The organism is Variovorax glucosi, from assembly GCF_051216695.1.
Taxonomy (GTDB): domain Bacteria; phylum Pseudomonadota; class Gammaproteobacteria; order Burkholderiales; family Burkholderiaceae_C; genus Variovorax.
This window is the reverse complement of sequence record NZ_JBPJZE010000001.1, coordinates 1,110,908-1,130,561: the sequence shown is the minus strand read 5'-3', so window position 1 is coordinate 1,130,561 and position 19,654 is coordinate 1,110,908. Positions and strand designations below refer to the sequence as shown.

Annotated in this window: 22 protein-coding genes; 15 read left to right on the top strand and 7 right to left on the bottom strand. The window is 65.4% G+C overall.

What is annotated here, in order from left to right; genetic code table 11:
• Window positions 1–39 precede the first annotated feature (39 nt).
• Entirely contained in the window at window positions 40–639 is a 600-nt protein-coding gene (locus ACSFA3_RS05365; RefSeq protein ID WP_435504969.1) for an arylesterase, read from the bottom strand.
• An 85-nt stretch (window positions 640–724) separates the two neighbouring features.
• Here ACSFA3_RS05365 and ACSFA3_RS05360 point away from each other — a divergent pair, with 85 nt between their 5' ends.
• The 3 genes from ACSFA3_RS05360 to rlmB are packed head-to-tail and all read left to right on the top strand — an operon-like array spanning window position 725 to window position 2,661.
• Entirely contained in the window at window positions 725–1,435 is a 711-nt protein-coding gene (locus tag ACSFA3_RS05360) for an ABC transporter ATP-binding protein (RefSeq protein WP_435504344.1), read from the top strand.
• A gap of 43 nt (window positions 1,436–1,478) precedes the next feature.
• On the top strand, window positions 1,479–1,886 hold the full coding sequence (locus tag ACSFA3_RS05355) for a hypothetical protein (protein WP_435504343.1): 408 nt from the start codon (window positions 1,479–1,481) through the stop codon (window positions 1,884–1,886).
• A 28-nt stretch (window positions 1,887–1,914) separates the two neighbouring features.
• Entirely contained in the window at window positions 1,915–2,661 is a 747-nt protein-coding gene (gene rlmB, locus ACSFA3_RS05350) for a 23S rRNA (guanosine(2251)-2'-O)-methyltransferase RlmB (protein WP_435504342.1), read from the top strand.
• A gap of 28 nt (window positions 2,662–2,689) precedes the next feature.
• Here rlmB and ACSFA3_RS05345 read toward each other — a convergent pair whose 3' ends face one another.
• The 6 genes from ACSFA3_RS05345 to ACSFA3_RS05320 all read right to left on the bottom strand — a co-directional run bounded on the left by ACSFA3_RS05345 (window position 2,690) and on the right by ACSFA3_RS05320 (window position 7,572).
• Window positions 2,690–3,466 carry an MBL fold metallo-hydrolase gene (locus ACSFA3_RS05345; protein WP_435504341.1) on the bottom strand — a complete coding sequence of 259 codons (777 nt, stop codon included), beginning with the start codon at window positions 3,464–3,466 and terminating at the stop codon, window positions 2,690–2,692.
• 15 nt (window positions 3,467–3,481) lie between these two features.
• Complete coding sequence (gene bamC / locus ACSFA3_RS05340) at window positions 3,482–4,579, bottom strand: outer membrane protein assembly factor BamC (RefSeq protein WP_435504340.1); 1,098 nt, start codon at window positions 4,577–4,579, stop codon at window positions 3,482–3,484.
• Window positions 4,580–4,693: 114 nt separating this feature from the next.
• On the bottom strand, window positions 4,694–5,617 hold the full coding sequence (gene dapA, locus ACSFA3_RS05335) for a 4-hydroxy-tetrahydrodipicolinate synthase (protein ID WP_435504339.1): 924 nt from the start codon (window positions 5,615–5,617) through the stop codon (window positions 4,694–4,696).
• The gene (locus ACSFA3_RS05330) at window positions 5,614–6,171 is read right to left on the bottom strand and encodes a class I SAM-dependent methyltransferase (RefSeq protein WP_435504338.1); all 558 of its coding nucleotides are present in this window, start codon (window positions 6,169–6,171) and stop codon (window positions 5,614–5,616) included. The genes dapA and ACSFA3_RS05330 overlap by 4 nt, the downstream gene beginning before the upstream one ends.
• Window positions 6,171–6,311, bottom strand: a complete 141-nt coding sequence (locus ACSFA3_RS05325) for a hypothetical protein (protein WP_435504337.1) — start codon at window positions 6,309–6,311, stop codon at window positions 6,171–6,173. Before ACSFA3_RS05325 ends, ACSFA3_RS05330 begins: the two co-directional genes overlap by 1 nt.
• Before the next feature lie 25 nt (window positions 6,312–6,336).
• A complete protein-coding gene (locus tag ACSFA3_RS05320; protein WP_435504336.1) occupies window positions 6,337–7,572 on the bottom strand; it encodes an MFS transporter in 1,236 nt (411 codons plus the stop codon).
• 164 nt (window positions 7,573–7,736) lie between these two features.
• Here ACSFA3_RS05320 and ACSFA3_RS05315 point away from each other — a divergent pair, with 164 nt between their 5' ends.
• From ACSFA3_RS05315 to ACSFA3_RS05260, 12 genes are all read left to right on the top strand, one after another.
• Window positions 7,737–9,740, top strand: a complete 2,004-nt coding sequence (locus tag ACSFA3_RS05315; RefSeq protein WP_435504335.1) for a DNA topoisomerase IV subunit B — start codon at window positions 7,737–7,739, stop codon at window positions 9,738–9,740.
• An 85-nt stretch (window positions 9,741–9,825) separates the two neighbouring features.
• Window positions 9,826–10,692: a lytic transglycosylase domain-containing protein gene (locus ACSFA3_RS05310; protein WP_435504968.1), complete on the top strand. Its 867-nt coding sequence runs from the start codon at window positions 9,826–9,828 to the stop codon at window positions 10,690–10,692.
• 31 nt (window positions 10,693–10,723) lie between these two features.
• Window positions 10,724–13,162: a DNA topoisomerase IV subunit A gene (gene parC, locus ACSFA3_RS05305; RefSeq protein ID WP_435504334.1), complete on the top strand. Its 2,439-nt coding sequence runs from the start codon at window positions 10,724–10,726 to the stop codon at window positions 13,160–13,162.
• Entirely contained in the window at window positions 13,162–13,356 is a 195-nt protein-coding gene (locus ACSFA3_RS05300) for a hypothetical protein (RefSeq protein WP_435504333.1), read from the top strand. Before parC ends, ACSFA3_RS05300 begins: the two co-directional genes overlap by 1 nt.
• Before the next feature lie 82 nt (window positions 13,357–13,438).
• Window positions 13,439–13,765, top strand: coding sequence for a hypothetical protein (locus ACSFA3_RS05295; RefSeq protein ID WP_435504332.1), 327 nt, complete (start codon window positions 13,439–13,441; stop codon window positions 13,763–13,765).
• A gap of 148 nt (window positions 13,766–13,913) precedes the next feature.
• A complete protein-coding gene (locus ACSFA3_RS05290; protein ID WP_435504331.1) occupies window positions 13,914–14,585 on the top strand; it encodes an amino acid ABC transporter permease in 672 nt (223 codons plus the stop codon).
• Window positions 14,586–14,601: 16 nt separating this feature from the next.
• Entirely contained in the window at window positions 14,602–15,255 is a 654-nt protein-coding gene (locus ACSFA3_RS05285; protein WP_435504330.1) for an amino acid ABC transporter permease, read from the top strand.
• A 118-nt stretch (window positions 15,256–15,373) separates the two neighbouring features.
• Window positions 15,374–16,141, top strand: coding sequence for a transporter substrate-binding domain-containing protein (locus ACSFA3_RS05280; protein ID WP_435504967.1), 768 nt, complete (start codon window positions 15,374–15,376; stop codon window positions 16,139–16,141).
• 20 nt (window positions 16,142–16,161) lie between these two features.
• Window positions 16,162–16,926: an amino acid ABC transporter ATP-binding protein gene (locus ACSFA3_RS05275; protein ID WP_435504329.1), complete on the top strand. Its 765-nt coding sequence runs from the start codon at window positions 16,162–16,164 to the stop codon at window positions 16,924–16,926.
• Window position 16,927: 1 nt separating this feature from the next.
• Window positions 16,928–17,674, top strand: a complete 747-nt coding sequence (locus ACSFA3_RS05270) for a sugar phosphate isomerase/epimerase family protein (RefSeq protein WP_435504328.1) — start codon at window positions 16,928–16,930, stop codon at window positions 17,672–17,674.
• On the top strand, window positions 17,674–18,630 hold the full coding sequence (locus ACSFA3_RS05265) for a sugar kinase (protein WP_435504327.1): 957 nt from the start codon (window positions 17,674–17,676) through the stop codon (window positions 18,628–18,630). The genes ACSFA3_RS05270 and ACSFA3_RS05265 overlap by 1 nt, the downstream gene beginning before the upstream one ends.
• The gene (locus tag ACSFA3_RS05260; RefSeq protein WP_435504326.1) at window positions 18,627–19,625 is read left to right on the top strand and encodes a 2-hydroxyacid dehydrogenase; all 999 of its coding nucleotides are present in this window, start codon (window positions 18,627–18,629) and stop codon (window positions 19,623–19,625) included. The genes ACSFA3_RS05265 and ACSFA3_RS05260 overlap by 4 nt, the downstream gene beginning before the upstream one ends.
• Window positions 19,626–19,654: the final 29 nt, after the last annotated feature.

The window sequence follows — 19,654 nt, the reverse complement described above, 5'->3', positions numbered from 1 at the left end:
AGTCGGCGGCTTTTTTGCTTCCTGATCTCGTGAAGTCATCTACTTCGGAAGCAGCTTCCGCAACTCGGGCCAGACGTTGTCCAGCATGCGTGGCTGGGCTGCAGCGACCGGGTGAATGCGATCTGCCTGGAACAAGGTTGCGGCGTCCGGCCCGTCTGCCACGCCGCGCAGAAGAAAAGGCACGATCGCTGCCTTGGTTGCCCTGGCGACGTCCAGAAACATCTGCTCGAAGCGCCGGAGGTAGTCGCCGCCGTAGTTGGGCGGTACCTGAATGCCGACGATCAGCACCTGCGCGCCGGCAGCCTGCGATGCCTTGGTCATCTGCGTGAGGTTGTCCTGCGTGTTCTGGATCGGAAGTCCACGCAGCGCGTCGTTGGCACCGAGTTCGATCACGACCAGCGTCGGCTTGTGCTGCGCGAGCAACGCGCCAAGCCGCGCACGGCCGCCGGAACTCGTGTCGCCGCTGATGCTGGCATTGATCACCGTCGCCGGAATCTTCTGCTGGCCGAGTCGTTTTTCCATCAGTGGCACCCAGCCTTCGCCGCGCTTCAGGCCGTATTCGGCCGACAGCGAATCGCCGACGACCAGAATCACCGGCGAACCCGTTTTGCCTGACGTCGACTGCGCTTGCGCACCGATCCAAGACCCCGCTGAGCCGGCCAGTGTTCCGGCCAAGATAAAGTGACGTCGATTCAACACACCAAGCCTTTCATCCAATCCTTCAATGTCCAAAGTTCCATCCGAAGCGCACGCTGCGATCGTCGCCGTCGAGCATGTTTTCAAGTCCGTCACCGACTCGACCGGGACGCTGGACATTCTGCAGGACATCCATTTCACCCTGGGCGCGCGGGAGACTGCGGCCATCGTCGGCGCCTCGGGTTCCGGCAAGAGCACCTTGCTGTCGATCGTCGCCGGTCTCGACACGCCGACGCGCGGCACGGTGAAGCTGGCCGGTGACGACATCTTCGCCATCGACGAGGATGACCGGGCCGCACTGCGGGCCAAGAAAGTCGGCTTCGTGTTCCAGAGCTTTCAGCTGCTAGCCAACCTCAGCGCGCTCGAAAACGTCATGTTGCCGCTGGAACTCGCCGATCGGCGCGATGCCCGCAAGGCAGCTACGGAAATGCTGGGCCGCGTCGGTCTCGGAAAGCGGCTGAACCACTACCCGAAAGTGCTTTCCGGCGGCGAGCAGCAGCGCGTGGCGCTGGCGCGCGCCTTCGTCGTGCAGCCTCAATTGCTGCTGGCCGACGAGCCGACCGGCAGCCTCGATTTCGCAACGGGGGAGCAGGTCATGAAGCTGATGTTCGACCTCAACCGCGAGCTGGGGACCACGCTGGTGCTCGTGACGCATGATCGCGGCATCGCGGACCAGTGCGAGCGCCGCATCACGATCGATGCCGGGCGCGTTGCGGCCGACGAAAAGCGGGCAGCCTGATCGACGAGGCGCCGCAACCGAACGAACGCCATCGGAGCCCGCCATGACCAATCTTCCGCCCGACGCCATCGCTGCCATCGACCAAGGCGACGTCGTCGAAGCCATCCAGCGGGTCCGCGAGCACACGGGGCTCGATCTTGCGGACGCGAGAGATGCGGTGGATCGCTATCGCAACGGCGACCGACAGGCGCTCGCATCGGTGGCCGCAGCCTCCGCGGCAGCCGCCGAAGCCATCGCGCGTACGAACGCGGCCGAGCACGGCGATTCGATCTTCGCCACCTTCCACGAAGCGCCGTCGACGAAAGCACCCGCGCGCAACAGCGCCGCAGCCATGCTCGGCGATCCGATGGCGGAGCCTGGCCGGGTACGCGGGAGTGCCTGGGGCGCGCCGCTGGTGTGGAGCATCGCGGCGGTCGCGGCCTTGCTGCTCTGGCACTACCTGAAAGGCTGACGAGCGGGGCGCCGGGGATAATCCCCCGATGTCTTCTCCCAAAGTGATTTTCGGCTTCCATGCCGTCGGCGTTCGTATCAAGACTGCGCCTGCCTCGGTGATCGAGGTTCTGTTCGATGTCGGCCGGCGCGATGCGCGCATGAAGCAGTTCATGGCGCGTGCGCAGGATGCCGGTGTGCGTCTGGTCGAGGCCGACGGCCTGCGTCTGTCCAAGCTCAGCGGCAGCCACGGCCATCAGGGCGTCGTCGCCCGCGTCGAACCCATTCCCCAGACCCATTCGCTTGACGAACTGCTCGAAGGCCTGGAGGCGGCCGGCACGGTGCCGCTGCTGCTGGTGCTCGACGGCGTGACCGATCCGCACAACCTCGGCGCCTGCCTGCGCGTGGCCGACGGTGCCGGCGCCCATGCCGTGATCGCGCCCAAGGACCATGCGGCCGGCATCAATGCCACCGTGGCCAAGGTCGCCAGCGGCGCGGCCGAAACGGTGCCGTATTTGATGGTGACCAATCTGTCGCGGACGCTGGGCGAGCTCAAGGAGCGCGACATCTGGTGCGTCGGCACCAGCGACGACGCGCCGGGCACGCTGTACCAGACCGACCTCAAGCGCCCGCTGGCCCTGGTGCTCGGCGCCGAGGGCGACGGCATGCGCCAGCTCACGCGCAAGAGTTGCGACGAGCTGATCAGCATCCCGATGGCGGGTGCGGTGGAAAGCCTGAACGTGTCGGTCGCCAGCGGCGTCTGCCTGTACGAGGCGATGCGTCAACGCTCGATCTGAGCTCCGACGGCGGGCCGGCGGTTCTCGCTCAGACGTCGAGCCAGGGCGATCCGTCCGCCGCGTTGGCGGTCAGCATCTCGTCCTCGCTGGCGCCCAGCGCGTCCGCAAGCGAGCGGCGCACGAGATCCGGCCGGTTGTTCTGCTCGCTCAGGTGCGCCGCGACGACGTGTCGCAAGCCCGGGTGATGAATTGCCCGGGCGATGTCCGCTGCCGCTGCATTCGACAGATGGCCGTAGTTGCCGCCGACGCGCAGCTTGAGAAAACCCGGATAGGCGGAAGCCGCCAGCAGATCGGTGTCGTGATTCGATTCCAGCAGCAGCGCATCGAGCCCGACCAGCCGCGACAGCACATACGGCGTTGCGTGGCCCAGATCGGTCAGCACGCCCAGATGGCGCGCACCGTCGGTGATGCGCAATTGCAGCGGCTCGCGCGCGTCGTGCGGCACGGTGAAAGGATCGACCGACATGTCGCCGAGCGAAATCGTCGCGCCGTCGCGCGCCAGGTTGAGCAGGCCTTCGTAATCGTGCCCGCCGGTCGCGAGCCACGTGCCTTCGCTCATCCAGACCGGAATCCTGCTGCGACGCGAAAGCGCATGCACGCAGCCGATGTGGTCACCGTGCTCGTGCGTGACGAAGATGCCGTCGAGATCGCCCGCGACCAGACCGGCTGCCGCCAGCCGCTTGTCGATCTGCCGGATGCCGAAACCGCAATCGACCAGCAGCCGCGTGCGACGGCCGCCGCTGGTCGATTCGACCAGCGTGGCATTGCCGGTGCTGCCGCTGCCGAGGCTGCGAAAGCGCAGCATTTGTCTCCGTGGTCCTTACTTCAGGTCGTCAGCGATCACCTTGACGATGCGCTGTGCGTTCGCTGAAGTCTCCGGTGCGCCGGCCTGGTTCAGGACCGACACGACGGAGGTTTCGCCGGTGCTCTTGATCACGACGCGGAGCTTGAGCGGCGCCTCGGCAGTGGCCGATTTACCGAAACTCATGACCTTCGCGAAGATGCCCGGCTCTTTCTTGTCGGGATTGGGCGTCACGTAGCGAACGAAGTACGTGCCGGCGCTACGGTCGCGGTCTTCGACGGTGAAGCCGGTGCGGTCCAGCGTCAGGCCGACACGGCGCCAGGCGCGGTCGAAGCCTTCGGCGATCTGGACTACCGGCTGTCCGCCGACCGTCGCCACGCGGGCCGTCTGCATCGGTGCGCCGGTGGCGACCAGCGCCTTCGATTGCTCCTGCGTGACGCCGAGCTTGACCATCAGTCGGCGAGCGAATTCGGCTTCGAGTTCGGGGTCGGCCGCGCGGGGTTGCCAGATGGTGCCGTCCTTCTGGTTGCCGGTGCTGGAGCTGGTGTAGACCTCTTCCATGCCGCGGTGGCTGATGTAGATCTCGGTGCCGGTCGGCGTGCGCTCGAGACGCGTGCGGAAGCGGTCGAGTTCACCGGTCGAATAGACCGAATCGAGCAGCTTGCCGATCGTGCCGCGGATGATGTCCTGCGGCAGCTTGGCGCGGTTCTCGGCCCAGTCGGTTTCCATGATGCCGAGATTGCGCTGGTCGGTGGTCAGCAGAAAGCCGCTTTCCTGCCAGAAATCGCGGATCGGATCCCAGAGCTGGTCGGCAGGACGGTTGACGACGATCCAGCGCTGGTTGCCCGCGCGTTCCATGCGAACGTCGCCGACGGCGGCGACCGCAGTCGGCGCTCCGGGGGCGTTGGTGATGCCGGTCTGGTAGCCGCTGGCGGTCACGGCACCGCCGGGAACCACGTAGCGGTTGTCGCGCGAGAGCTGCGTGAGGTCGGGCGGGACTTCGAGCGTCGGGGCCTTGCCGGCGCTCTTGTAGTCGATCTTGTCGCCCTCGAAAACCGAGCAGGCAGTCAGGCTGGCGATAAGGGCCAGCAGTGCGAATCGCGAAAGGTTCTTCAACGTCGTCTTCCTTGGTGGAATGGGTTCGATCGGTTAGCAGCGGCTCGAGGCCGCGCAGTGTGAGTCGACCTGGCATGAAAAGGTTGCCAAATCGCTCGCACGGTGTCGAAAAGCTCAGTCGGCGAGCAGCCCGGTGGTCCGAAGCGCTGCTTCGACAGCGGGACGATAGCCTTCGGCGAGCGTGGTGAGCGGCAGGCGCAGGGCGCCGCCGCACAGGCCCAGGCGGGACATCGCCCACTTGACCGGAATCGGATTGGGTTCGATGAACAGGTTGCGGTGCAACGCCATCAGTTCGAACTGGAGGCGCATGGCGGTCGCGACGTCGCCGGCCAGCGCTGCCACGCACAGCTCGTGCATCTTGCGCGGCGCCACGTTGGCGGTGACGCTGATGTTGCCCTGACCGCCGCACAGCATGAGCGCGACGGCGGTCGGGTCGTCGCCCGAATACACCGCGAATTCCTTCGGCAGATCGCGTATCAGCCACTGGGCGCGCTCGATGTTGCCGGTCGCTTCCTTGATGCCGATGATGCCGGGCACTTCGGCCAGACGCAGCACGGTGTCGTGCGCCATATCGGCGACGGTGCGGCCCGGCACGTTGTAAAGCACGATCGGAAGGTCGCCCACCGCTTCGGCAATCGCCTTGAAGTGCTGGTACTGGCCTTCCTGGGTCGGCTTGTTGTAGTAGGGCACGACCTGGAGTTGCGAATCCGCACCGACGCTCTTGGCGAACCTGGCCAGCGCAATCGCTTCGCGGGTGGAGTTGGCACCGCAGCCGGCCATGACGGGCACGCGCCCCCTGGCTTGTTCGACCGAGACACGGATGATTTCGCCGTGTTCCTCGACATCGACCGTCGGCGATTCGCCGGTGGTACCGACCACGCCCAGGCAATCGGTGCCTTCCTCGATGTGCCAGTCGATCAGTTTGCGGAGCGCGGGATAGTCGACGCTGCCGTCTTCGTGCATCGGCGTGACCAGCGCGACGATGCTGCCTGTCAGTTGCTCCAAGGGGGTCTCTTTGTCGTTGACGAAAGTAGTCATTCTACCGGGCTCAGTTTGGCGGGAAATGGGAGGGAATCGGACGCGCGAACCGCCGCGATGCGCTGGACGAAACGCGCCCGTCCCTCCAGGAAACCGTTTTCGTAGGCGACCACGTGCAGGCCTTCGCAGGCGCGGAGCAGTTCGCCCGGTTGCAGCAGGAATTCGGGGCGCGACGGGCGGCCGACGGTTTCGTTGCCGGCGGCAAACGTTTCGTACAGCAGTACGCCGCTCGGAGCGACGGCAGCGACGATGTCCGCGAGCAGGGGGCGCCAGAGGTAATTGGTGACGACCACGGTATCGAACGTTCGGCCGGCGAAAGGCCACGGGCCGCCTTCGATGTCGGCGTCGACGATCTCGGCGCCCGTCTTTGCAAGCGAAGCAAGGCTGGCGAGCGCTTCCGGCGAGCGGTCGACGCCCGTCACGCGATGGCCGCGTGCATGCAGCCAGCGCAGATGACGGCCGTTGCCGCAGGCCACGTCCAGCACGCTGCCACCCGGCGCGATCAGATCGCACCAGCGCACGATCCACGGCGAAGGCACCGCCGTCGGAAGCATCAGAAACAGGCCCAGAGCTGGTCGATCATGGTCACCATGAACGCCGGCCGCGTGTAGAGGAGGAATACGGCGCCGAGCACGGCGACCGCCACCACGCCGGCAGCGGTCTTCAGGATCTGATCGCGGACGGCGCGGTGCATGGGTGGATCCGAAATCATGCCGAAATCAGGCCGAAACGGGCGAGGTCGTCGGCCGCACGATGGCGTGTTCCTTCACCGGCAGGTTGATCAGCCCTGCCATCACGCCCAGCGCGATCGACAGATACCAGACCACGTCGTAGCTGCCCGTGCGGTCGTACAGGAAGCCGCCGAGCCAGACGCCGAGGAACGAGCCGACCTGATGGCCCAGGAATATGAATCCGCTGAGCATCGAAAGGTGCGCGATGCCGAAGATCTGCGCCACCAGCGCGTTGGTCGGTGGCACGGTCGACAGCCAAAGGAAACCCATCACGCTGGCGAACACATACACGCTGACCGGCGAGATCGGCACGATCAGGAACAGCGAGATCGCAATTGCGCGCCCGAAATAGATGGCCGACAGGATCTTCCGCTTGGCCAGCCGCTGGCCGAGCGTGCCTGCCACATAGGTGCCGAACACGTTGAAAAGGCCGATGAGCGCCAGCGCATAGCTGGCCACTTCGGGCGACAGGCCCTTGTCCTTGAGATAGCTCGGCATGTGCACGCCGATGAACACCACCTGGAAACCGCAGACGAAGTAGCCGGCCATCAGCAGCCGGAAGCTCGGGTAGCTGAATGCTTCGGCAACGGCCTGGCCGATGCTTTGCTGACGCTGCACGCCGGTCGTGATGCGGCGCGGCTCGCGCAGGCCGAACGCAAGCGGAACGATCAGCAGTACGGCCGCGGCCAGTACGAGCAGCGCCGTATGCCATCCGAGCCGCGCGATCAGCTGGCCTTCGATCGGCACCATGAGGAACTGACCGAAAGAGCCGGCCGCCGCGGCCACGCCCATCGCCCAGGAGCGCCTCTCCGCCGGGATGTTCCGCCCGATCACGCCGTAGATCACCGCGTAGGTCGTGCCGGCCTGCGCGGCGCCGATCAGCACGCCGGCCGTCAGCGCGAACAGCAGCGGCGTCGGCGAAAGCGCCATGCCGGCGAGTCCGGCCGCATAGAGCGCTGTGCCGATCAACAGGACGCGAAAGGCGCCGAGCCGGTCGGCCAGCATGCCGGCAAAAACGCCGATCACGCCCCAGGAGAGGTTCTGGATCGCGATGGCGAAGGAGAAGGTCTGCCGCGTCCAGCCCTGCTCCTGCGTGATCGGTTGCAGCCACAAACCGAACCCGTGCCGGATGCCCATGGACAGCGTGACGATCATGGCGCCGCACAGCAGTACCTGCTTGATGGACAGCGTAGGCCGGGTCGGCGAGGGCAGTGTGGAGGACATCCACCGAATGTAGCCAATCGGGCATTGCCGGGCGGCGCTTCGGCGACAACCATTGTTGATATTTGAGGAGAGCGGCGATGCTCCGGGCGCATCGGCTCCGGGAAAACCATGTGTGAACTGTATGAGCATCCAGTGGTTTTTCGACGCTCACTACAATCCGCCCCATGGCGACCCCTCCCAAGACATCCTCCACAGTTCCTGCACCTTCCTCTGCGCCGGCATATTCGGAAGGTTCGATTCGCGTCCTGAAGGGTCTCGAACCCGTCAAGCAGCGACCGGGCATGTACACCCGCACCGACAACCCGCTGCACATCATTCAGGAAGTGCTCGACAACGCGGCCGACGAAGCGCTTGCCGGGCACGGCAAGAAGATCAGGATCACGCTGCATGCGGACAGCTCCGTCAGCATCGAGGACGACGGCCGCGGCATTCCGTTCGGCATGCATCCGGAAGAAAAAGCGCCGGTCGTCGAGCTGGTCTTCACGCGGCTGCATGCGGGCGGCAAGTTCGACAAGGGCTCTGGCGGCGCGTACAGCTTTTCGGGCGGGTTGCACGGCGTCGGCGTCAGCGTGACGAATGCGCTGTCGACCCGACTCGAAGTGACTTCGCACCGCGAAGGTTCTGTGGCGAAGCTGGCGTTTTCGGCCGGCGACGTGATCGAGCCGCTGGTGATTCGCGCGCTGGAAGCCGGCGAACGCAAGCTCGGCACCACCGTTCGCGCCTGGCCCGACCCGAAGTATTTCGAATCCGCCGCGCTGCCGATGGCCGAGCTGACCCATCTTCTGCGCAGTAAAGCGGTGCTGATGCCCGGCGTGACCGTAACGCTGGTCAACGAAAAGACCAAGGACACGCAGCAGTGGCTCTACAAGGGCGGCCTGCGCGATTACCTGATGCAGACGCTGCATGGCGAGCCTGTGATTCCGCTCTTCGAAGGCGCCGGCCATGCCGACAGGAATGCCGAGAACTTCGCCGTGGGCGAGGGCGCCGACTGGTGCGTCGCATTCACCGAAGACGGACAGCCGGTGCGCGAGAGCTATGTCAACCTGATTCCGACCAGTGCCGGCGGCACGCACGACAGCGGGTTGCGCGACGGCCTGTTCACGGCGGTCAAGAGCTTCATCGAATTCCACTCGCTGCTGCCGAAGGGCGTCAAGCTGCTGCCGGAAGACGTGTTTGCGCGCGCTTCATATGTGTTGAGCGCCAAGGTGCTGGACCCGCAGTTCCAGGGGCAGATCAAGGAACGGCTGAATTCGCGCGATGCAGTGCGGCTGGTGTCGAGCTTCGTTCGGCCGGCGCTCGAACTCTGGCTCAATCAGCATGTCGATTACGGCAAGAAGCTGGCCGAACTGGCGATCAAGGCGGCACAAACCCGCCAGCGCGCCGGCCAGAAGGTCGAGAAGCGGAAGGGCTCCGGCGTGGCCGTGCTGCCGGGCAAGCTGACCGACTGCGAAAGCAAGGACATCGGTCACAACGAAGTGTTTTTGGTCGAGGGCGATTCGGCCGGAGGCAGCGCCAAGATGGGCCGCGACAAGGAATGCCAGGCGGTGCTGCCGTTGCGCGGCAAGGTTCTGAATACGTGGGAAGTCGAGCGCGACCGCCTTTTCGCCAACACCGAAATCCACGACATCTCGGTCGCCATCGGCGTCGATCCGCACGGCCCGAACGACGCGCCAGACATGAGCGGCCTGCGCTACGGCAAGGTCTGCATCCTCTCCGACGCCGATGTCGACGGCTCGCATATCCAGGTGCTGCTGCTGACGCTGTTCTTCCGCCACTTCCCGAAATTGATCGACACCGGCCACGTCTACGTCGCAAAGCCGCCGCTCTACCGCATCGACGCCCCGGCGCGCGGCAAGAAACCGGCCTCGAAGGTGTATGCACTCGACGAAGGCGAACTGGTCGCCACGCTCGACAAGCTGCGCAAGGACGGTGTCAAGGAGGGCGCCTGGAGCATCAGCCGCTTCAAGGGTCTGGGCGAGATGAGCGCGGAACAATTGTGGGAAACCACGCTCAATCCGGACACGCGTCGCCTGATGCAGGTCCAGTTGGGCCGTCTGGATTTCACGGCTACACAGGGTGAAATCACGAAGCTGATGGGCAAGGGCGAAGCGGCCGCACGGCGCGAACTCATGGAGTTGCGCGCCGACGACGTCGAGATCGACGTCTGACCGATTCACGCAATCCATTCACCGACATATGAAAAGGCACGAGATCGTTCGCAAATCGCTGGCGCGCTGGCTCGCGCCGCTGTCGATGTGCGTCGCGCTGCTGGTGTCGCATCAGGCGGTGCAGGCCGCCGACATCTACGGCTACGTCGACAGCAGCGGCACCGCGCATTTCGCCGCAGAGAAGCTGGACGAGCGATACAGGATCTTCTTTCGCGGCGGACAGAGTTTCGACACGGCGAAGGGCATCGGTTCGCCTCTGCTCGGCGGCAAGGTTCCGCATGCATCGCAAACGCTGCTGGCGTTGTTCGAGGCTTCGCCCAGCTACAAGACAGCCAAATCCGCGTTGCAGGCCGCGTCGAGCAAGCACGATATCGACTACGAACTGCTGCAGGCGCTGGTCGCGACCGAATCCGGCTTCAACGCGCAGGCCGTCTCTCCAAAGGGAGCGGTCGGCCTGATGCAATTGATGCCCGCGACCGCGCAGCGTTATGGCGTTGCCGCGGACAAGCGGACGACCATCGAGGACAAGCTGTTCGATCCGCGCATCAACATTGCCGCCGGCTCGCGCTACCTGCGCGACCTGATCGCGATGTTCCCAGGCCAGATCGAACTGGCGCTCGCGGCGTACAACGCGGGCGAAGGCGCGGTGCAGCGTGCGGGCAACAGGATCCCGAACTATCGCGAAACGCAGAACTACGTCCAGACCGTGCTGCAGCTCTATGCGTACCTGAAGCCGGGCGCTACAAGTGGATCGGGCGGATCGGGCCGCGCCGCCGTCGGCGGCAAGTCGCCGGGACGCGTCCGCATGGAGATGGGCGGCGCGATCGGCCGCGGCAACATGCCGTCCGGGCAGCAATTGCAGATTCCTGTGCTACCGACTTCGCCGTACATGCCCGATAGGCCCGCCTCTACTTCGGCCCTGCCACCGGTGCCACCGGCGATTACTGAATAAGCAACCCGATTTTTTCCGAGAACGATTGACGATGGATTCCCAACCCCCGCTCGACCTCCTGCCCGCCGACGACGGCCACGACGGAGGCGGCGGCACGACGCTCACGCTGGCCGACTACGCCCAGACCGCCTACCTCGAATACGCGCTCAGCGTCGTCAAGGGCCGTGCGCTGCCCGACGTGAGCGACGGCCAGAAACCGGTGCAGCGGCGCATTCTCTATTCGATGTCGCGCATGGGGCTCGGCTTCGGCGGCACCAACGGCACGGTCGGCGCCAAGCCGGTGAAAAGCGCGCGCGTGGTCGGCGACGTGCTCGGCCGCTTCCATCCGCACAGCGACCAGGCCGCCTACGACGCGCTGGTGCGCATGGCGCAGGATTTCTCGCAGCGCTATCCGCTGGTCGACGGCCAGGGCAATTTCGGCAGCCGCGACGGCGACGGCGCCGCGGCCATGCGCTACACCGAAGCTCGTCTGGCACGCATCACCAGCCTGCTGCTCGATGAAATCGACGAGGGCACGGTCGACTTCATACCCAACTACGACGGCAGCACCATCGAGCCGCGCCTGCTGCCCGCACGCCTGCCGTTCGTGCTGCTCAACGGCGCGAGCGGCATCGCGGTGGGCCTGGCGACCGAAATTCCGAGCCACAACCTACGCGAGATCGCCGACGCCTGCGTTGCGCTGATCAAGAAGGACGGCAAGCTCAGCGACGAGGAACTGCTGCAGATCGTGCCCGGCCCCGACTATCCGGGCGGCGCGCAGATCATCAGCAGCGCAGCCGATATCGCCGAGGCCTACCGCACCGGTCGCGGTTCGCTCAAGGTGCGTGCGCGCTGGAAGATCGAGGAGCTTGCGCGCGGACAGTGGCAACTTGTCGTCAACGAACTGCCGCCGGGCGTCAGCACCCAGAAGGTGCTTGAAGAAATCGAGGAACTGACCAATCCGAAGATCAAGACCGGCAAGAAGGCGCTCAGCGCCGACCAGACGCAGGTGAAAGCCGCCGTTCTGTCGGTTCTGGATGCCGTGCGAGACGAGTCGAGCAAGGACGCGGCCGTACGGCTGGTGTTCGAACCCAAGACTTCGCGCATCAGCCAGGAAGAGTTCATCACCACGCTGCTGGCGCAAACCTCGCTGGAAACCTCGTCGTCGATCAACATGACGATGGTCGGCATCGACGGCAAGCCGACGCAGAAATCGCTGCGCAAGATGCTCAACGAGTGGATCGCGTTCCGCGAGCAGACAGTCGAGAAGCGTTCGCGGCACCGCCTGGGCAAGGTGCTGGACCGCATCCACATCCTCGAAGGGCGGCAGATCGTCCTGCTGAACATCGACGAGGTGATCGCGATCATCCGCGCGGCGGATGAGCCGAAGACAGCGCTGATCGCGCGCTTTTCGCTCAGCGAACGGCAGGCCGAGGACATCCTCGACATCCGGCTGCGCCAGCTCGCGCGGCTGGAAGCCATCAAGATCGAACAGGAGCTCAAGAGCCTGCGTGAAGACCAGAAGAAGCTCGACGACATCCTCGGCAGTCCGGCGTTGCTGCGTCGCCTGCTGATCAAGGAGATCGAGGCCGATGCGAAGTCTTTCGAAGATCCGCGCCGCACGCTGATCCAGACCGAGAAGCGCGCCGTCGCCGAAGTCAAGGTCATCGACGAACCGGTGACGGTGATCGTTTCGCAAAAAGGCTGGGTGCGGGCGCAGAAGGGCTGGGCCAGCGCTGCGGCACCGGCGGGCGCTGGCGGCGCTGCGGTGACCGAATACAGCTTCAAGTCCGGCGACGCGCTCTATGGCGCATTCGAATGCCGCACGGTCGACACGCTGCTGGTCTTCGGCACGGCGAAGGACAAGAGCGTGCGCGTCTACACGGTGCCGGTGGCTTCGCTGCCCGGCGGTCGCGGCGACGGACAGCCACTGACGACGCTGATCGAGATCGACAGCGGGACGCAGGTCGCGCACTGCTTCGCGGGTGCGGCCGGCGCAAGCCTGCTGATCTCGAACACCGGCGGCTACGGTTTCATTGCAGCGGTCGAAAACATGATGTCGCGGCAACGCAGCGGCAAGGCGTTCATCGACTTGGGCGAGGGCGAGCAGCTCTGCCGTCCGTCGCTGGTGCATGCGGCACAGGCGCCGCTGGGCAAGGGCGTCGTCGGCGTCGAGCCGTTGCCGGCTGCCACGCATGTCGCTTGTGCCTCGGCAGGCGGGCGCATCCTGACCTTCGACATCACCGAGCTCAAGGCGCTTCCGAAGGGTGGACGCGGAATGATGCTGATCGACCTGGAGCCGAAAGACACCTTGGCGGGCGCTGCAGCCTACACGCGCAGCGTGAAGATCGAAGGCATCGGCCGCGGCGGCAAGGAGCGCGACGAGACGCTGGAAATCCGCACGCTGAACAATGCGCGCGGCAGCCGCGGCCGCAAGGGCAAGGCGGCGGACCTGGGCTTCAAGCCGGCGTCGATCGTGCGGGTGCTCTGATGAACTTTTCCAACTTCGATCTGAGCGCGCTCGGTGTGGTGCTGGCCAGCTTCACCGGCGTAGGGAGCTTTTTTCTCGGGCGCCATCTGCGGCGCAAGCGACAGGAAAAGAAGCAGACGAAAGAGCGCGCAGCGCTGGAAGCGACGCAAAGCCGCCAGGTACGAAGGGCGCGCGAGCGCGGGCAGCGAAAGTGATCTGGTAATTGCCCGGCTTCGTCCGACCGGTAGGCCATCCAACCCGTGGCACTATTTGTGCAAAAGCAGCAGAGGAGAAAACATGACCCCCAAGAACGACAACCTCGACGCCACCGCACGGCTGGCCCTCGATCTTCAACTCGCGCTCTACCTCGACCTGGTCGCAGTCCTTGAGAAAGCCGGCGTGGTCAGCTACCGCCAGATGTCGGCGCGTGTGCTGAGCATCAGCATGGATGCGCAGGACGATGGCGAAACAGCGCTGGCGCAGGCGCTGGAAGGCGTTGCGAAGGGCTTTGCCGGGCATGGCGACGGCCTCTCCATCGACCTCATGAAGTCCGCACGCGACGTGCGCGACGACGAAGCCCTGGGCGACGTGCCGCATCGTCCCGAGGACGATCGCTTCCCCTGAACGTCGCCTCGCACGAGGCCCACGTTTCGAAATTCCCCTGCAGGATCGGCGTCAGTCCGGACGTCCAAGGGTAATTGCGGATGCGAGCATGAAACCGGTTTCATAAACTGGACGTCATGCTTTCGTACCCGTTTGCCGAGTCCCGACCGTGAACTACCAGTTCCAGTTCGACGCCGTCTTCGCCGCCTGGCCGCTGTTGCTCAAGGGAACCTGGATCACCGTCCAGCTTTCCCTGGTCGCAACCGTGCTCGGCCTGCTGATTGCGGTGTTCTGCGCCTGGGGCAAGACATCCGGGCCGTTCTGGCTGCGCTTCATCGTCAACGCGTACATCGAGGTCATCCGGAACACGCCGTTCCTGGTGCAACTCTTCTTTTTTTTCTTCGCGCTGCCGGCCATCGGCCTGCGCTGGTCGCCGTACACGGCGGCGCTGACGGCGATGGTGGTGAACCTCGGCGCCTATGCGACGGAAATCATCCGGGCCGGTATCGAGTCGATTCCCAAGGGCCAGATAGAGGCCGGCAAGGCGCTCAACCTGAAGCCCTGGGAAATCTTCCGATTCGTCATCATCAAGCCGGCGCTCAAGGCGATCTATCCGGCGCTGACCAGTCAGTTCATCCTGCTGATGCTGAGTTCGGCAGTGGTGTCGGTCATCTCGGCGGACGACCTGACTTCGGTCGCGGCCAACCTGCAGTCGCAGACCTTCCGCAGCTTCGAGATCTACATCGTCGTTGCCGGCATCTACCTGCTGCTGGCGATGGCGTTTTCGGGTCTGTTCAAGCTGATCTACAAGCGCACGCTCAACTACCCGGATCGCCGCTAGGCCGGAGGACACAGCCATGCGTACCTTCGACTTTTCCGCTTTTCTCTTCATCCTCGAAGCGGCCAAATGGACTTTGGCGCTCTCGCTGATCGCCTTCGTCGGCGGCGCGATCCTGGGGCTGGTCATCGCGCTTGCGCGCACCTCCGAGAGCAAGACTGCGCGCGGCCTGGCGATCGGCTTCATCCAGATCTTCCAGGGCACGCCGCTGCTGCTGCAACTGTTCCTGATCTTCTTCGGCGCGCCGGTGCTGGGGCTGGACATCAATCCGTGGGTCGCGGCCGGCGCTGCGCTGATCCTCAACAGCGCAGCGTTTCTCGGCGAAATCTGGCGCGGGTGCATCGAGGCGATTCCGCGCGGCCAAGTCGAAGCGGCGCAGGCGCTGAATCTCAAGTACGCGGCCCGCATGCGCGACGTGATCCTGCCGCAGGCTTTCAGGATCGCACTCGCGCCGACGGTCGGCTACGTCGTGCAGATCATCAAGGGCACCTCGCTCGCGGCCATCATCGGTTTCACCGAAATCACCCGCGCCGGCCAGATCATCAACAACGCCACCTTCCAGCCGCTGGAAGTGTTCACGACAGTGGCCGCGCTGTACTTCGTCATCTGCTGGCCGCTCTCGCTGCTGGCCGCGCACATGGAACGCAAGCGCGCTCGTGCGCTGGCCCGCTGAATCCCGTCCTTTTCAGAATCTGCAAACCAGGAGACTTCGAATGAACCGTCCCACCTCGATCGCCATCGCACGCACCGCCAAGAAGAGCGATGCCCGCCGTCGCGCCCTCACGCTAGGCATGGCCGCGCTCGGCCTCGGCGCCGCGCTGACCGTGTTCGCGCCGTTCGCCAAGGCGCAGTCGGTCGCCGACATCAAGAAGAAGGGCGAGATCACCATCGGCATGCTGGTCGACTTTCCGCCCTACGGCACGACCAACGCGAAGAACGAACCCGACGGCTACGACGCCGACGTGGCGAAGCTGCTGGCGAAGGATTGGGGCGTGAAAGCCAACATCGTTCCGGTCACGGGACCGAACCGCATCCCGTTCCTGCTGACCAGCAAGGTCGACCTGCTGGTCGCCTCGCTGGCCGTGACGCCGGAGCGCGCCAAGCAGGTGAGCTTCTCGCAGCCGTACGCCGCCGCGACCATCGTGCTGTACGGCAAGAAAGCCACGGCGATCAAGGGTCCGGCCGACCTCAAGGGCCAGCGCATCGGCGTTGCCCGCGCCAGCACGCAGGACGTGGCCGTGACCAAGGCCGCGCCCGAGGGCACGGAAATCCGCCGCTTCGACGACGACGCATCGGCCATGCAGGCGCTGATGTCAGGCCAGGTCGATGCCATCGGCTGCTCGGTGACGGTCGCCGCGCAGATCGCCAAGCGCGTGCCCGCCGACACCTTCGAGAACAAGTTCACGCTGGTGCAGCAGGCGATGGGCATCGCGATGCGCCCGGGCCAGGACGAGCTGACGAAGGCGGTGAACGATTTCGTCGCGAAGAACACGGCCAATGGCGAGCTCAACAAGCTCTATCAGAAGTGGCTCGGCGCCGACCTGCCCAAGCTGAACTGAATCTTTTCGACCCAACATCCATGACCGACACAGCGACTGGCGATCCCATCATCCGCATGGAGGCGGTGAACAAGTGGTACGGCGACTTCCAGGTGCTGACCGGCATCGACCTGTCGGTGCGGACCGGCGAGCGCATCGTGATCTGCGGGCCGTCGGGCTCCGGCAAGTCGACGCTGATCCGCTGCATCAACCGGCTGGAGTCGGTGCAGAAGGGCCGCATCGTGGTCGACGGCATCGACCTCACTGCCGGCGGCAAGAATGTCGATGCGGTGCGAGCAGAAGTCGGCATGGTGTTCCAGCAGTTCAACCTGTTTCCGCACCTCACGATCCTGGAAAACTGCACGCTGGCGCCGATGCGTTCGCGCGGCATGGACAAGGCGCAGGCTGAGGAGGTCGCGATGAAGTACCTCACGCGTGTGCGCATTCCGGAGCAGGCGAAGAAATATCCGAGCCAGCTGTCGGGCGGTCAGCAGCAGCGGGTCGCCATTGCGCGCGCGCTGTGCATGTCGCCCAAGATCATGCTGTTCGACGAGCCCACTTCTGCGCTCGATCCGGAGATGGTGAAGGAAGTCCTCGATACCATGATCGGCCTTGCCGAAGACGGCATGACCATGTTGTGCGTGACGCACGAGATGGGCTTCGCGCGCAGCGTGGCGGATCGGGTGATCTTCATGGCCGACGGCAAGATCGTCGAACAGGCGCCGCCGACCGAGTTCTTCGGCAATCCGAAAGACCCGAAGACGCGCCAGTTCCTGGGCCAGATCCTGAGTTCTCACCAAGGCTGATGTGACTTTTCCCGTTCTGATTTCCCTCTCTTCCTTCGGCGCCGCCGAAGTCGGTCGCCACGGCCAGTTGTGGTGCGCGCAGATGGCCCGTGCGGCCGGTGCCGATTCGGTCGAAGTGCGCGGCGAACTGCTGCGCGATCCGGCTACCGAGCTGCCCGCGATGAACGGCCTCGCGTCGGTCTACAGCAGCCCGGAAGGCCTGTGGGCCGAGGGCGGCTGGCTCGACAGCGCTGCGCTCGCGCGCGGCATCGCGGCTGCGACGGCACTCGGTGCCAAGCGGCTCAAGATGTCGATCGGCGGCTTCCAGGCAATCTCGCACGGCTCGCTGTGGGGCCTGAAGGTGCAGCTGGCCGAGACGCGTATCGAGCTGTTGATAGAGAACGACCAGACCGTCGCCGGCGGCACGCTGCCGGCGCTGCTCAGGTTCTTCAAGGCGGCCGACCATGCCGGGCTCGACCTCGGCATGACCTTCGACATGGGCAACTGGCACTGGGTCGGCGAATGCCCGCTGGAAGCCGCTAAAGCGCTCGGCCACCGCGTGCGTTATGTGCATTGCAAGGGTGCTCAGCGCCTGCCGGCCAAGTGGGTCGCGGTGCCGATGACGGACTCCGTGGCGCCGTGGCGTGCCGTGTTGCGCGCACTGCCTGCCGATGTGCCGCATGCCATCGAATATCCGCTCATCGGCGACGACCTCGCCGCGGTCACCCGCGACCATGTCGCGTCGATCCGCGCCTCGCGCGCACCGTGATGAACAAGCAAGACACCCGATTCGACGTCGCCCTGTTCGGCGAAGCGATGCTGCTGCTGGTTGCCGACCGGCCCGGACCGCTGGAAGACGCAGGGTCTTTCCACAAGCGCACCGCAGGTGCCGAGACCAATGTCGCCATCGGCCTGTCGCGGCTCGGTTTGAAAGTCGGCTGGGCCAGCCGGCTCGGCACCGATTCGATGGGTCGCTACCTTCTTTCGGCGATGAAGAGCGAAGGCATCGACTGCGCGCACGTGATCTGCGACGCATCGCAGCGCACCGGCTTCCAGTTCAAGGGCCGCGTCACCGACGGCAGCGATCCGCCGGTGGAATATCACCGCAAAGGCTCGGCAGCCAGCCAGATGACGGCTGACGATGTCGACGTCGAATGGCTGCGTTCGGCCCGCCACCTGCATGCGACCGGCGTGTTCCCGGCCATTTCGGCGACCACGCTGCCGGCCGCGATCAGGACCATGGACACCATGCGCGCCGCCGGCCGCACGATCTCCTTCGATCCCAACCTGCGACCGACGCTCTGGGCCTCGACCGATGCGATGCGCAACGCCATCAACGACCTCGCGTCGCGCGCCGATTGGGTGCTACCCGGCATCGAGGAAGGCCTGCTGCTCACTGGCGAATCGACACCCGAAGGCATCGCCGCTTTCTACCGCCGGCTCGGCGCGAAGCTGGTCGTGGTCAAGCTCGGCGCCGAGGGCGCCTATTACGACAGCGACACCGCAGGCACCGGACGCGTCCCGGGCTTCCCGGTCGAGGTAGTGATCGATACCGTGGGCGCCGGAGACGGCTTTGCTGCCGGCGTCGTCAGTGCCTTGCTCGAAGGCCGTTCAGTTCCCGACGCCGTACGGCGCGGCAGCTGGATCGGCGCCCGCGCCGTGCAGGTGCTGGGCGACACCGAAGGCCTGCCGACGCGGGCTCAACTCGAGGAGGCCGGGCTGTGAGCATCGAACCGATCCGAAAGAAGGTCCTCGTTTTCCGCGAGCTGCCGGAAGACCAGTTGGCGCGGCTGCATGCCGTACACGACGTCACAGTCGCCAACCCGAAGCTGCCCGAGCAGCGCGACGCATTCCATGCAACTTTGGCCGAAGCACAGGGGCTGATCGGCTCCAGCTACACCATCGACGCCGCGCTGCTCGACGCTGCGCCGAATCTCGAAGCGATCTCCAGCGTGTCCGTCGGCGTCGACAACTACGCGCTGGCGGCATTGCATGCGCGCGGCATCGTCCTGTGCCACACACCCGGCGTGCTCGACGAATCGGTCGCCGATGCGGTGTTCGCGCTGCTGATGGCGACCAGCCGCCGCATCGTCGAAGTGTCGAATCTGGTACGAGAAGGCCGCTGGACGCAGAACATCGGCGAAGAGCTGTTCGGCTTCGACGTGCATGGCAAGACAGTCGGCCTGCTCGGCTTCGGCCGCATCGGACAGGCGATCGCGCGCCGGGCGGCGCTGGGTTTCGGCATGCCGGTGCTGTACCACGCACGCCGTCCGGTCGACCTGTCTGCGCAGGCGCCGGAGCTGCAGGGCAGGGCGGTGCACACGCCGCTCGAGGAGCTTCTTGCGCGTGCCGATTTTGTCGTCGCGATGCTGCCGCTGTCGGACGCCACGCGCGGGATGATCGATGCCAAGGTGTTCGGTGCGATGAAGCCCGGCGCCGTCTTCATCAACGGCGGGCGCGGCGCCACCGTGAACGAAGACGCGCTGCTCGCCGCGCTCGACACCGGCACGCTGCGCGCTGCCGGCCTCGACGTGTTCGCCAAGGAGCCGTTGCCGTCCGCTTCGCCGTTGCGCACGCATCCGCGCGTCACGCCGCTGCCGCACATCGGCTCGGCCACGCACGAGACGCGGCATGCGATGGCCGAGCTGGCGACGACCAATCTCCTGCAGGCGCTGGCCGGCGAACGACCGACTGCGGTGTTCGACACATCGGGTGGCTGAAGGCTGAACACCGTGGGAGTTCGCATACC